The sequence below is a fragment of the Mycetocola sp. 2940 genome (genome assembly GCF_040548835.1).
GTDB lineage: Bacteria > Actinomycetota > Actinomycetes > Actinomycetales > Microbacteriaceae > Mycetocola_A.
The window spans coordinates 100,931-113,558 of sequence record NZ_JBEPSK010000005.1; the positions used below are offsets into that span (position 1 = coordinate 100,931).

The following is a 12,628-nucleotide window of genomic DNA, read 5'->3' on the forward strand; positions in this document are numbered from 1 at the left end:
TCGGGATCGTCGCACGGATGTCAGATCCTCTGCCCGCACCCGCGGATGTCCCGAGCGCGCGCTCGCAGGCCGACGAAGCCGAACGCGCACGCACGTCCCTGGGCATCGTCGCCCGCGAACTCGAAGCGCGGGGGCTGGCCGCAGGTGGCGCCGCCCGTGACGTCCTCGAGGCCCAGGCCATGATGGCCGAGGACCCGATGCTCTCCGAAGCCATCGACGACGCGCTCGCCGCAGGCAAGACCGCCGAGCGGGCCGTCTTCGAAGCCTTCGCCACGTTCAGGGACCAGCTCGCCGCGATGGGCGGGTACCTCGGCGAACGTGCCGCCGACCTCGACGACGTCTCACAGCGGGTCATCGCCGACCTCGGGGGAGTCGCCGCCCCAGGCGTCCCCAATCCCGAGCACCCGTTCGTGCTCGTCGCCCGCGACCTCGCCCCCGCAGACACCGCCATGCTCGACCTCGACAAGGTGCTCGGCCTCATCACGAGCGACGGCGGACCCACCTCGCACACGGCGATCCTCGCCCGCGAGAAGTCGATCGTCGCCGTGGTCGGCACGGCGGATGCCACGGAGCTGGCCGACGGCACGCCCGTCATCCTCGACGCCGCATCCGGCACCGTGATCGCGAACCCGACCGACGAACAGACGGCAGACGCCCAGCGGCGCATCGCCGAACGACTGGCCGCCGCCGTCGCACCGGTCACCCCGGGCGCCCTCGCCGACGGCACGGCGATCCCCCTCCTGGCCAACCTCGGCTCGTCCGCCGGGGCGCAGGCCGCTGCCGACGCCGGCGCTGAGGGCGTGGGACTGTTCCGCACCGAATTCCTGTTCCTCGACGCCGGCGGGTCGGCCCCGACGGTCGAACAGCAGCGTGAGCACTACATCCGGTTGCTGCAGGCGTTCGGTGGCAAGAAGGTCGTCGTCCGGGTGCTCGATGCGGGTGCAGACAAGCCGCTGCCTTTCCTCAACGACGCCCATGAGGAGAACCCGGCTCTCGGCCTGCGGGGTCTCCGTGCCCTTCGCGCGAGCGAGGACATCCTCCGTGAGCAGCTCACGGCGCTCGCCCAGGCGGATGCCGAAACGTCGGCCGAGCTGTGGGTGATGGCACCCATGGTGTCGACGGTCGAAGAGACGAAGTATTTCGTCGCCCTCGCCCGCGAGTACGGCATCAAGACCGCCGGCGTCATGGTCGAGGTCCCCTCGCTCGCCCTCCTCGCCCCGCAGGTGCTGGCCGCGAGCGATTTCGCGTCGATCGGAACCAACGACCTCACCCAGTACACGCTCGCCGCCGACCGGATGCTCGGTTCGGTCGCCGCCCTGCAGGATCCGTGGCATCCGGCCGTCCTCCGCCTCGTCGGCGAGGTCGGAGCTGCGGGGGCCGCCGCAGGCAAACCGGTCGGCATCTGCGGCGAGGCCGCCGCCGACCCGCTCCTGGCCGTCGTGCTCGTCGGCCTCGGGGCGACGAGCCTGTCCATGTCGACCCCGGCGCTCACCGACGTGCGGGCATCACTCCTGACGTACACCCTCGACGAGGCTCAAGACCTCGCCCGCATCGCACTGGCCGCCGACGGGGCAGCCGAATCCCGCGCAGCGGTTGCCGCCGCTGCACTCACACTGAAAGAGGCACGATCATGACGACGACGTCAACCCCCACCAAACCGGGAGGAGCCCGGGTCCGCGTCCAGCGGTTCGGAACGTTCCTGTCCGGCATGGTGATGCCCAACATCGCAGCATTCATCGCGTGGGGCCTCATCACCGCGTTCTTCATCGCCACCGGCTGGCTGCCCAACGGCATCCTCGGCGGATACGGAGACGCGGATGTCATCGGCTGGCAGGGCGCGGCAACAGCACTCGCCCAGACCGAAGACGGCACGACCTTCACGAGGTACGTCGGCCTCGTCAGCCCGATGATCACCTACCTGCTCCCGCTTCTCATCGCCAACACCGGTGGGCGGATGGTCTACGGTGAGCGCGGCGGCGTGGTCGGCACGATCGCCACCATGGGTGTCATCGTCGGATCGAGCATCCCGATGTTCATCGGCGCGATGATCATGGGCCCGCTCGCCGCCTGGCTGATGAAGAAGGTCGACAGCCTCTGGGAAGGCAAGATCCGGGCCGGCTTCGAGATGCTCGTCAACAACTTCTCGGCAGGCATCCTCGGCGCCATCCTCGCGATCGTGGCCTTCTTCGGGATCGCCCCGATCATCACCGCACTGAGCGCGCTGCTCGAAGGCGTTGTCAACTGGCTCATCGCCCTGTCTCTGCTGCCGCTCCTCAGCATCTTCGTCGAACCAGCCAAGATCCTGTTCCTCAACAACGCCATCAACCACGGCGTCTTCACCCCGCTCGGGGTCCAGCAGGTGGAAGAGAGCGGCAAGAGTATCCTCTTCCTGATCGAGTCCAACCCCGGCCCCGGCCTCGGCATCCTGCTCGCGTACTCGTTCTTCGGACTCGGGATCGCCAGGGCGAGCGCCCCCGGTGCGATCATCATCCAGTTCTTCGGCGGCATCCACGAGATCTACTTCCCGTACGTGCTCATGAAGCCGATCCTGGTCCTCGCCGCCATCGCCGGCGGCATGACCGGCGTGGCCGTCAACGTCGCCTTCCAGAGCGGCCTCCGCGCGCCGGCCTCGCCCGGCAGCATCATCGCCGTTCTCATCCAGACACCGTTCCCGAGCATGGTCGGAGTGATCCTCTCGGTGCTCGCCGCCGCGGCCGTGTCGTTCTCGATCTCGGCCGTCATCCTCCGGGCCTCCCGCAAGCGGGACCTGGCCTCAGGCAGCGCCGGTGACATGAGCGCGGCCGTCGCGGCCACCGAGGCGAACAAGGGCAAGCGAAGCGACGTGCTCGAGGGCCTCGTCGCCGAGGGCACCACCGACACGGGGTCGGCGACCGGCACGGCGACGGCGACCCTCGTCAAGAACATCGTGTTCGCCTGCGACGCCGGGATGGGGTCGAGCGCCATGGGCGCGTCGGTGCTCCGCAACAAGATCAAGAAGGCCGGTGTCGACGGCGTGACCGTCACCAACCAGTCCATCGCGAACCTGACCGGCGACGCCGACCTCGTGATCACGCACCAGGACCTCACCGACCGGGCGCGGGCGAAGTCACCGAACTCGCAGCACATCTCGGTCGACAACTTCATGAACAGCCCGAAATACGATGATGTCGTCGAGATCGTCAAGCGCAACAACAACCAGGGGGGAACCGCATGACCGAAAACATCCTGACACCCGAGAACGTGGTGGCCCGGGGCACGGCAACGTCGAAGGACGAGGCCATCCGCGAGGCCGGCGCCCTGCTCGTCGCCGCGGGAGCGGTGAAGCCCGAGTACATCGACGCGATGCTCGAACGCGAATCGAGCGTGTCGACCTACATGGGCAACTACCTCGCCATTCCGCACGGCACGAACGAGGCGAAGGATGCCATCACCCGGTCGTCGCTCTCGCTGGTGCGTTACGCGGACCCGATCGACTGGGATGGCGAACCGGTGAGATTCGCTGTCGGCATCGCCGGGCTCAACAACGAACACCTCGACATCCTGTCGAAGATCGCCATCGTGTTCTCCGATGAGGACGAGGTGCAGAAGCTCATCGATGCGGCAGACGCGAACGAACTGTTCACGCTGCTCGAGGAGGTCAACGCAGAATGAAAGCCGTTCACTTCGGCGCAGGCAACATCGGGCGAGGTTTCGTCGGTCTGTTGCTCCACGACGCCGGCTACGAGGTGGTCTTCGCCGACGTGAACGCGGAACTCATCGACGCGCTCGCCGGGAGCGATTCCTACACGGTCCACGAGGTCGGGGACGGCGGCGGCGAACGCACCGTCGCCGGCTTCCGGGCCGTGAACAGCGCGACGAGCGAGAACGAGCTGATCGCCGAGATCCAGACGGCCGACGTGGTCACCACGGCGGTCGGCCCGAACATCCTGAGATTCGTGGCTCCGGTGATCGCCCGGGCGCTCGCCCTGCGCGACTCCGGGCTCCCGCCGCTCGCGGTAATGGCGTGCGAGAACGCGATCAACGCCACCGACCTGCTGAAGACAGAGGTGCAGTCGAGCGTCGGCCCCGACGAGTGGGAGGCGCTCGCACCCCGTGCGATCTTCGCCAACACCGCCGTCGACCGGATCGTCCCCGGCCAGGACCCCGCAGCCGGGATCGACGTCACCGTCGAGACCTTCTACGAATGGGTCATCGAGTCCGAGCCGTTCGGCGACGCGCGCCCCGACATCCCGGGCGCCACCTTCGTCGACGCGCTCGGCCCGTACATCGAGCGGAAGCTCTTCACCGTGAACACCGGACACGCGACCGCCGCGTACTACGGTTTCGCCGCGGGCATCGACAAGATCTCGGATGCGCTCGCCGACCCCGGCGTCGCGGATGCCGTGCGCCGTGTCCTCGAGGAGACCAGTGCGCTCCTCGTGGCCAAGCACGGCATCGACGAGGACGCCCAGCGCGCGTACCGGGAGAAGATCCTGGTGCGGTTCGCCAATCCTCACCTCCCGGACACCGTCCAGCGGGTGGGTCGCCAGCCGCTCCGCAAGCTGTCGCGCAACGAACGGTTCATCGGTCCGGCCGCTGAACTGGCCGAACGGGGAATCCCGCATCCGTCGCTTCTCGACGCGGTGGGCAAGGCCCTCGACTTCGATGTCGCCGACGACGAACAAAGCCTTGAGATGCGCTCGATGCTGGCCGAACTGGACGCTTCGGCGTTCGTGGAACGCGTCACCGGCCTGGATCCGGAGCATCCGCTGTTCGGTGACCTGGTCGCCGTCGTCTCCGCCTGGCGCACCTGATTCCGATTGGCGAAATCAGCCCTCTTAACATAGGATTGTCCGTTGGTGCTTTGTGCACGCTTTCGGCGTGTTCTCCAATCGGAGCAAGCAGCACCACAATCCATCCGCACGACCAGTGCGAACTACCTTGAGCGACAGTGAGTGTATGGCCAAAAAAGACGGTGTCATCGAGATCGAAGGCGCAGTAGTCGAAGCTCTGCCCAACGCGATGTTTCGCGTTGAGCTGACCAACGGCCACCGCGTACTTGCCACGATTAGCGGCAAGATGCGTCAGCACTACATCCGCATCCTCCCTGAGGACCGTGTGATCGTTGAGCTCAGCCCCTACGATCTGACCCGCGGCCGGATCGTTTACCGCTACAAGTAGGACGTGCTGTAAGTAACGGCCCTGATTTCCGCACGCGCTGATCAGGGCACGACGACAGCGAAAAGAGAGAACCACAATGAAGGTCAAGCCCAGCGTCAAGAAGATCTGCGACAAGTGCAAGGTCATCCGTCGCAACGGACGCGTCATGGTCATCTGCGAGAACCCGCGCCACAAGCAGCGTCAGGGTTGATCACCCCGAACGCGAAGCGTTCGGAGTGATCAAGATTGAGCGGATCCGGCACGCTTGCCGGATCCAGTCGAAATCCAGATTTCGATAACTCAACCGCGAAACCAGCAACACAATATCGGCAGTTCCAGATCTCATTCGAGTGACACCTCGGGTCGGAGGCCCGGGCACAGGAACTGCTCCACACCTCCACTAACTCCTAGGAGAAGCCACCATGGCACGTCTCGCCGGCGTAGATATTCCCCGCGATAAGCGCGTGGAAATCGCACTGACGTACATTTACGGTGTTGGACGCACAAGGGCCGTCAAGACCCTCGCGGACACCGGAATCGACGGAAACATTCGCGTGAAGGATCTCAGCGACGAACAGCTGATCCAGCTCCGCGACTACATCGAAGGCAACTACAAGGTGGAGGGTGACCTCCGCCGCGAAGTGCAGGCCGACATCCGCCGCAAGGTCGAGATCGGCAGCTACGAGGGCATCCGCCACCGTCGCGGCCTGCCCGTCCGTGGTCAGCGCACCAAGACCAACGCTCGCACCCGCAAGGGCCCGAAGCGCACCGTAGCCGGCAAGAAGAAGGCTCGCTAGGCCTTCGGCCTCGAGTCTCGCCAGAAAGATTTAGGAGAAATCAATGGCTGCACCCAAGTCGGCTGCTCGCAAGCCGCGTAAAAAAGAGAAGAAGAACATCGCTGTGGGCCAGGCCCACATCAAGTCGACCTTCAACAACACGATCGTGTCGATCACGGACACCACTGGTGCCGTCATCAGCTGGGCTTCCTCCGGTGGAGTGGGCTTCAAGGGTTCGCGCAAGTCGACCCCGTTCGCCGCTCAGCTCGCTGCAGAGTCGGCCGCCCGCCAGGCGCAGGAGCACGGTATGAAGAAGGTTGACGTCTTCGTCAAGGGTCCCGGTTCAGGCCGCGAGACCGCGATCCGCTCCCTCCAGGCTGCAGGCCTCGAGGTCGGCTCGATCAACGACGTCACCCCGCAGGCGCACAACGGTTGCCGCCCGCCGAAGCGTCGCCGCGTTTAAGCATCTCTGATGGTCGATTGAGCAGTGCCTGCCGGCACTGCTCAATCGCCCGTTGACGAACACAACTTCATACCTCGCCATTGCAAGTGTCATATAGCGGACACTTAGCCGAAAGGAACACATAGTGCTTATTGCACAGCGCCCAACGCTCACCGAAGAGAACATCTCAGAGTTCCGCAGCCGGTTCGTGATTGAGCCCCTGGAGCCTGGCTTCGGTTACACCCTCGGTAACTCACTTCGCCGTACCCTGCTGTCCTCCATCCCGGGCGCTGCTGTGACCAGCATCCGTATCGACGGCGTGTTGCACGAATTCAGCACCATCCCCGGTGTGAAGGAAGACGCGACCGAGATCATCCTGAACATCAAGGGCCTCGTCGTCTCCAGCGAGCACGATGAGCCGATCACCGCGTACCTGCGCAAGACCGGCGCAGGCCAGGTCACCGCAGCCGACATCTCGGCTCCGGCCGGCGTCGAGGTGCACAACCCCGAGCTCGTCATCGCGACGTTGAACGACAAGGCGAAGTTCGAACTCGAACTCACCATCGAGCGTGGCCGCGGCTACGTGTCCGCCACCCAGAACCGCAACGAGTTCTCCGAGGCCGGCCAGATCCCGATCGACTCGATCTACTCGCCCGTGCTCAAGGTGACCTACCGCGTCGAGGCGACTCGTGCCGGTGAGCGTACCGACTTCGACCGCCTGGTCGTCGATGTGGAGACGAAGGCGGCCATCACGCCCCGTGACGCCATCGCATCCGCCGGTACCACGCTCGTTGAACTGTTCGGCCTCGCCCGCGAGCTGAACAACGCCGCTGAAGGCATCGAGATCGGCCCAGCGCCGGTCGACGCCGTGCTCTCCAGCGAACTCTCGATCCCGATCGAAGACCTGGACCTGTCGGTTCGTTCATACAACTGCCTCAAGCGCGAGGGCATCAACACGGTGTCCGAGCTCGTCGCACTGAGCGAGACGCAGCTGATGAACATCCGCAACTTCGGCCAGAAGTCGGTCGATGAAGTTCGCGACAAGCTCGTGGAGATGGGCCTCTCGCTCAAGGATTCGGTTCCCGGATTCGACGGCGCCCACTTCTACTCGGGTTACGAAGACGAGACAAGCAACTAAGGCTCGTCCTCGACGCCTTTTCACTTTTGACACTGGAGATTAACGACAATGCCTCAGCCCACTAAAGGCCCCCGCCTGGGAGGCGGACCAGCGCACGAGCGCCTGATGCTCGCCAACCTGGCCGCTGCCCTGTTCACCCACAAGAGCATCAAGACCACCGAGACGAAGGCCAAGCGCCTCCGCCCGGTCGCTGAGCGCCTCATCACGTTCGCGAAGCGTGGAGACCTCCACGCCCGCCGTCGCGTCATGCGCGTCATCGGTGACACCTCGGTCGTCCACGAACTCTTCACCGAGATCGCTCCGCTCGTCGCCGAGCGCGAAGGTGGCTACACCCGCATCACGAAGCTCGGCTTCCGCAAGGGCGACAACGCGTCCATGGTGCAGATCGAACTGGTTCTCGAGCCCGTCACCCCCAAGGTGAAGAAGTCGAAGACCGCTGCTTCTGCGTCGACCCCGGTCGCCACGGAAGAAGCCGCTCCTGAGGTCGAAGCCGAGGAAGCCGCACCTGTCGAAGAGGCACCCGAAGCTGAGGCTGTCGAAGCCGACGCAGAGGTCGCCGACGCCGAGAAGGCCGACGACAAGTAAGCATCCGATTCACACGAAGCCCCCGGCGTCCTCGCGACGCCGGGGGCTTCGTCGTTCTCCCCGCCTAGGCTGGTGTCATGACAGAGGTTCTTCTTCCCCTCAGCAGCCGTGTGGATGCCCCGGCCGTCCTGCCGGTGCCCGACCACCCCGATGTCGCCACCTGGCGGGCGGCGCGGATGGACGACGTCGACGCGATCCTCGAGGCGCAGAGACTGGCTGACCGGGTGGACCACCCGGAGTGGACGACGACGCGGGAGGAGATCGCAGACGACTTCGGTGCCTCCCACGTGGACCTCCCGTCGGATTCGATCGTCGGTCTCGCCGCTGACGGGACGGTCGTCGCGTACGGCTACGTCGTGCTCGGCCCCGGGCAGGAAACCCGGGTTCAGTCGTACCTCTTCGGCACCGTGCGCCCCGACCGGCGCGGCCGCGGGATCGGCAGGCAACTGATCGGCTGGCAGGTCGGCCGGTCGCAGCAGCAACTGGCAAGCTCGGACATGACCCTGCCCGGGTGGTCGATGCTCCATGCCGAGCATCGGAACGCCGGCACGATAGCGCTCGCGGAGAGCACCGGCTTCACGATCGCCCGCTACTTCACCGGGATGGACCGGATCCTCGCCGATCCTATCCCCGAGATCGCACCGGTCGACGGCATCCGGATCGTGCCGTGCACGCCGGACCTCTTCGAATCGACGCGGCTGGCCCGCAACGATGCCTTCCGTGATCACTGGGGGAGTCAGCCCCGGCTCCCGGAACAGTGGGCGACCTTTACCGGGAGTTCGCAGTTCCGGTCGGACCTGTCGTGGGTCGCCCTCGCCGGCGACGGCGCCGACAGCCGGGTGATCGCCCTTGCGCTGAGCGTTCTCAACGAGGACGACTGGGAGCTGCAAAGGTTCACGTCCGGCTACATCGCCCTCATCGGAGTCGTCCGGGAATGGCGCGGCCGACGACTCGCTCCCGCCCTCATCTCCCGGCTGCTCGGCTCCTACCGCGACGCCGGGCTCGAACGGGCGGTGCTCGACGTCGATACGGCGAGCCCGACCGGGGCTCACAGCCTCTACGAACGCCTGGGCTTCCGGGCCACGACGCAGCAGGTCGCGCTCGTCCGGGAGTACTGACGCCGTCTCGTAAACTGGCGGGGTGACCCAGCCGCAGCGATTCCGACTCGACATCGCGTACGACGGCTCGAATTTCGCCGGCTGGGCGATCCAGCCGGGCCTTCGCACGGTCCAGGGTGTGCTCGAGGAGGCCATCACGACCATCCTCGGGCGCCACGGTGAAATGATCCGGGTCTCGGTCGCCGGGCGCACCGACACCGGTGTGCACGCAACCGGACAGGTCGCCCACATCGATCTCGACGAGGACCGGGCGGCGCGGGTGAGGCGCGGGCGACCGCCGCGGGACGGGCTCCATCCCACCGGCAGCGCGCTGCGCCGGAAGGTGAACGGCGTGCTCGGCCAGTATCCCGACGTCCTGATCACGAACGCGGCGCCGGCACCCGAGGGATTCGACGCCCGCTTCTCGGCCGTGTGGCGCCGTTACGAATACCGCATCGCCGACAGCCTCTCGTTCCGCAACCCGCTCGAGCGCGCACAGACCGTCTGGCACCCGTCGCCCCTCGACGCCGACCGGATGAACGCCGCCGCCGAATCGCTCGTCGGACTTCGCGACTTCGCCACATACTGCCGCCCGAGGGAGGGCCGGACTACCATCCGGACACTCCAGAGATTCGGCTGGACCCGCGACAGCCGGGGCGTCCTTGTCGCTGATGTGCGGGCGGATGCCTTCTGCCACAGCATGGTCCGCGCCCTCGTCGGCGTCTGCGTCGCCGTGGGGGAGGGGAAGTTGGGGGTGGACGACGCCGAACGGCTGCGCGGCGAGCTGGAACGGTCGAACGAGTTCGCGGTTCTGCCGGCTCGGGGGCTGACGCTCGCCGAGGTCGGATATCCGTCGGACGCGCTCCTCGGCCAGCGCGCTGAACTAACCCGGCAGCGAAGATCCCTGACCGACGGACGGGATCCCTTCGCTGAGTTTGACCCGGACGATGACGGCGGCTAAGATTGCTCCTTGGTGTCTGTGCTGACTGCAGCGCGGCATCCGAAGTTGAGCCCTCCACCTGCGGCGTTCCACCTCTGGAACTCCCAACGGAGCGGGATTCACGACCAACCAACTTACGACAAGAAAGCAGCACTACTGTGACGCGCACTTATTCCCCCAAGGCATCTGAGATCCAGCGAGAATGGTTCATCATCGACGCCACTGACGTCGTGCTCGGCCGCCTGGCCAGCCACGTCGCCATCCTCCTCCGTGGAAAGCACAAGGCGACCTTCGCCAACCACATGGACACCGGCGACTTCGTCATCATCATCAACGCCGACAAGGTTGCCCTCACCGGCCAGAAGCTCCTCCAGAAGAAGGCTTACCGCCACTCCGGTTACCCGGGCGGCATCAAGGCCGTGACTTACGCCGAACTGCTCGAGAAAAACCCGGGCCGTGCGGTGGAGAAGGCTGTTCGCGGCATGCTCCCCAAGAACTCCCTCGGCGCTGCGCAGCTGCGCAAGCTGAAGGTTTACACCGGCGCAGAGCACCCGCACGCCGCTCAGCAGCCCAAGACGTACACCCTCGACCAGGTCGCCCAGTAAGCGCCGAAGAGACATAAGGATTCCTACAGTGGCGAATATCGCAGATTCCATCGCAGAGACCCCGGAGAGCTTCTCCACCGAGACGCCGACCGAGGCAGCCCCCAAGGCGGCCCGTCCGGCGCTCAGCGTTCCCGGCGCAGCCGTCGGCCGTCGCAAGCAGGCCATCGCCCGCGTGCGCCTGGTCCCCGGCTCCGGCACCATCACGGTCAACGGCCGTGAGCTCGCCGACTACTTCCCGAACAAGCTGCACCAGCAGCTCATCAACGACCCGTTCACGATCCTCGACCTCGCCGGCGGCTACGACGTCATCGCGCGTATCTCGGGCGGTGGACCTTCCGGCCAGGCCGGAGCCCTCCGTCTCGGCATCGCCCGTGCGCTCAACCAGATCGATGAAGAGAACAACCGCGCAACCCTGAAGAAGGCCGGCTTCCTGTCACGGGACGCTCGCGTCAAGGAGCGCAAGAAGGCTGGACTCAAGAAGGCACGTAAGGCACCCCAGTTCTCGAAGCGCTAATCGCGCCTCGGTCCTGGACTGCTCCTTATGGCTCGCCTGTTTGGTACTGACGGCGTTCGCGGTCTCGCGAACGTTGACCTGACGGCAGATCTCGCTCTCGGCCTTGCCCAAGCCACCGCAGTGGTGCTTGGGCAGGGCCGTAGTGCTGAGGCCCGCCGTGCGGCCGGGAAACGCCCCGTCGCCGTGCTCGCCCGCGACCCTCGTGTGTCGGGCGACTTCCTCGCCGCGGCTGTGGCCTCCGGCCTCGCCTCCAGCGGCGTCGACGTGCTCGACGCCGGTGTGATCCCGACCCCCGCTGCCGCCTTCCTCATCGCCGACATCGACGCCGACTTCGGCGTCATGATCTCAGCGAGCCACAACCCGGCCCCCGACAACGGCATCAAGATCTTCGCCCGCGGCGGCCGCAAGCTCCCCGATGAGGTCGAAGCGCGCATCGAGCACTACCTCACCGAACCGAACCTCGCGCCGACCGGCGCAGGCGTCGGCCGGATCCGCCGCTTCGCCGACGCCGAGGACCGGTACGTCGTGCACCTGCTGGCGAGCCTCCCGCACCGGCTCGACGGCATCCACGTCGTCCTCGACTGCGCCCACGGCGCCGCCGCAGGCGTCTCCCCTGAGGTCTTCCGGGATGCCGGTGCGACCCTCACGATCATCGGCAACGACCCCGACGGCATGAACATCAACGACGGCGTCGGGTCGACCCACCTGGACCTGCTCGCACAGGCGGTTCTCGAGCACGGTGCCGACATCGGCATCGCGCACGACGGCGACGCCGACCGCTGCCTCGCCGTCGACGCCGACGGGAACGTGATCAACGGCGACCAGATCATGGCGATCCTCGCTGTCTCGATGAAAGAGCGCGGCCACCTCACCGACGACACCCTCGTCGCCACGGTGATGAGCAACCTGGGCCTCCGCGTCGCCATGGACGAACACGGCATCACCATCGTTCAGACCAAGGTCGGCGACCGGTACGTTCTCGAAGAGATGAACGAGCACGGCTTCGCCCTCGGCGGGGAACAGTCCGGGCACGTCATCATGAGCGAATTCGCGACGACGGGTGACGGCATCCTCACCGGCCTTCACCTCGTCAGCGAGATGGCGCGCACCGGCAAGACCGCCGCGGAGCTCGCTTCGGTGATGGACGTGTACCCGCAGATCCTCGTCAACGTGAAGGACGTCGATCGCAACGGCATCCACACCGACGAGATCCTTGCGGCCGCTGTGCTGTCGGCGGAGAAGGAGCTCGGTGACACCGGGCGCGTTCTCCTGCGCCCCAGCGGAACCGAACAGCTCGTCCGGGTCATGGTCGAAGCAGCCGATCAGCCCACCGCGGACCGGCTCGCGCACGCCCTCGCCGATGTGGTGCGGGAACGCCTCACCGTCTGACAC

Annotated in this window: 15 protein-coding genes; all 15 read left to right on the forward strand. The window is 66.2% G+C overall.

What is annotated here, in order from left to right; genetic code table 11:
* Positions 1 to 17 precede the first annotated feature (17 nt).
* Complete coding sequence (gene ptsP / locus ABIE24_RS09555) at positions 18 to 1,634, forward strand: phosphoenolpyruvate--protein phosphotransferase (RefSeq protein ID WP_502916266.1); 1,617 nt, start codon at positions 18 to 20, stop codon at positions 1,632 to 1,634.
* Positions 1,631 to 3,214: a PTS mannitol transporter subunit IIBC gene (locus ABIE24_RS09560; protein WP_354499064.1), complete on the forward strand. Its 1,584-nt coding sequence runs from the start codon at positions 1,631 to 1,633 to the stop codon at positions 3,212 to 3,214. The genes ptsP and ABIE24_RS09560 overlap by 4 nt, the downstream gene beginning before the upstream one ends.
* On the forward strand, positions 3,211 to 3,651 hold the full coding sequence (locus ABIE24_RS09565; protein WP_354499066.1) for a PTS mannitol transporter subunit IIA: 441 nt from the start codon (positions 3,211 to 3,213) through the stop codon (positions 3,649 to 3,651). Before ABIE24_RS09560 ends, ABIE24_RS09565 begins: the two co-directional genes overlap by 4 nt.
* A complete protein-coding gene (locus ABIE24_RS09570) occupies positions 3,648 to 4,793 on the forward strand; it encodes a mannitol-1-phosphate 5-dehydrogenase (protein WP_354499068.1) in 1,146 nt (381 codons plus the stop codon). Before ABIE24_RS09565 ends, ABIE24_RS09570 begins: the two co-directional genes overlap by 4 nt.
* Positions 4,794 to 4,938: 145 nt before the next feature.
* A complete protein-coding gene (infA, locus tag ABIE24_RS09575) occupies positions 4,939 to 5,160 on the forward strand; it encodes a translation initiation factor IF-1 (protein WP_111720612.1) in 222 nt (73 codons plus the stop codon).
* 76 nt (positions 5,161 to 5,236) lie between these two features.
* On the forward strand, positions 5,237 to 5,350 hold the full coding sequence (gene rpmJ, locus ABIE24_RS09580) for a 50S ribosomal protein L36 (protein ID WP_021759549.1): 114 nt from the start codon (positions 5,237 to 5,239) through the stop codon (positions 5,348 to 5,350).
* Between the two features lie 211 nt (positions 5,351 to 5,561).
* Entirely contained in the window at positions 5,562 to 5,936 is a 375-nt protein-coding gene (gene rpsM / locus ABIE24_RS09585; protein ID WP_354499070.1) for a 30S ribosomal protein S13, read from the forward strand.
* Positions 5,937 to 5,979: 43 nt separating this feature from the next.
* Entirely contained in the window at positions 5,980 to 6,378 is a 399-nt protein-coding gene (rpsK, locus tag ABIE24_RS09590; protein ID WP_018191944.1) for a 30S ribosomal protein S11, read from the forward strand.
* Positions 6,379 to 6,502: 124 nt separating this feature from the next.
* Positions 6,503 to 7,495, forward strand: a complete 993-nt coding sequence (locus ABIE24_RS09595) for a DNA-directed RNA polymerase subunit alpha (protein WP_354499072.1) — start codon at positions 6,503 to 6,505, stop codon at positions 7,493 to 7,495.
* 48 nt (positions 7,496 to 7,543) lie between these two features.
* Complete coding sequence (rplQ, locus tag ABIE24_RS09600; RefSeq protein ID WP_354499074.1) at positions 7,544 to 8,080, forward strand: 50S ribosomal protein L17; 537 nt, start codon at positions 7,544 to 7,546, stop codon at positions 8,078 to 8,080.
* Between the two features lie 77 nt (positions 8,081 to 8,157).
* Entirely contained in the window at positions 8,158 to 9,198 is a 1,041-nt protein-coding gene (locus tag ABIE24_RS09605) for a GNAT family N-acetyltransferase (protein WP_354499076.1), read from the forward strand.
* Between the two features lie 22 nt (positions 9,199 to 9,220).
* Positions 9,221 to 10,138, forward strand: coding sequence for a tRNA pseudouridine(38-40) synthase TruA (gene truA, locus ABIE24_RS09610; RefSeq protein ID WP_354499078.1), 918 nt, complete (start codon positions 9,221 to 9,223; stop codon positions 10,136 to 10,138).
* Between the two features lie 137 nt (positions 10,139 to 10,275).
* On the forward strand, positions 10,276 to 10,722 hold the full coding sequence (gene rplM, locus ABIE24_RS09615; RefSeq protein ID WP_354499080.1) for a 50S ribosomal protein L13: 447 nt from the start codon (positions 10,276 to 10,278) through the stop codon (positions 10,720 to 10,722).
* 28 nt (positions 10,723 to 10,750) lie between these two features.
* The gene (gene rpsI, locus ABIE24_RS09620; RefSeq protein WP_354499082.1) at positions 10,751 to 11,236 is read left to right on the forward strand and encodes a 30S ribosomal protein S9; all 486 of its coding nucleotides are present in this window, start codon (positions 10,751 to 10,753) and stop codon (positions 11,234 to 11,236) included.
* Between the two features lie 27 nt (positions 11,237 to 11,263).
* A complete protein-coding gene (gene glmM / locus ABIE24_RS09625; protein WP_354499084.1) occupies positions 11,264 to 12,625 on the forward strand; it encodes a phosphoglucosamine mutase in 1,362 nt (453 codons plus the stop codon).
* Positions 12,626 to 12,628 lie beyond the last annotated feature (3 nt).

Excerpts from the sequence above, each read along its gene's own strand:
- ptsP (WP_502916266.1), top strand. The coding sequence starts at position 18 with ATGTCAGATCCTCTGCCCGCACCCGCGGATGTCCCGAGCGCGCGCTCG.
- ABIE24_RS09560 (WP_354499064.1), top strand. The coding sequence starts at position 1,631 with ATGACGACGACGTCAACCCCCACCAAACCGGGAGGAGCCCGGGTCCGC.
- ABIE24_RS09565 (WP_354499066.1), top strand. The coding sequence starts at position 3,211 with ATGACCGAAAACATCCTGACACCCGAGAACGTGGTGGCCCGGGGCACG.
- ABIE24_RS09570 (WP_354499068.1), top strand. The coding sequence starts at position 3,648 with ATGAAAGCCGTTCACTTCGGCGCAGGCAACATCGGGCGAGGTTTCGTC.
- infA (WP_111720612.1), top strand. The coding sequence starts at position 4,939 with ATGGCCAAAAAAGACGGTGTCATCGAGATCGAAGGCGCAGTAGTCGAA.
- rpmJ (WP_021759549.1), top strand. The coding sequence starts at position 5,237 with ATGAAGGTCAAGCCCAGCGTCAAGAAGATCTGCGACAAGTGCAAGGTC.
- rpsM (WP_354499070.1), top strand. The coding sequence starts at position 5,562 with ATGGCACGTCTCGCCGGCGTAGATATTCCCCGCGATAAGCGCGTGGAA.
- rpsK (WP_018191944.1), top strand. The coding sequence starts at position 5,980 with ATGGCTGCACCCAAGTCGGCTGCTCGCAAGCCGCGTAAAAAAGAGAAG.
- rplQ (WP_354499074.1), top strand. The coding sequence starts at position 7,544 with ATGCCTCAGCCCACTAAAGGCCCCCGCCTGGGAGGCGGACCAGCGCAC.
- ABIE24_RS09605 (WP_354499076.1), top strand. The coding sequence starts at position 8,158 with ATGACAGAGGTTCTTCTTCCCCTCAGCAGCCGTGTGGATGCCCCGGCC.
- glmM (WP_354499084.1), top strand. The coding sequence starts at position 11,264 with ATGGCTCGCCTGTTTGGTACTGACGGCGTTCGCGGTCTCGCGAACGTT.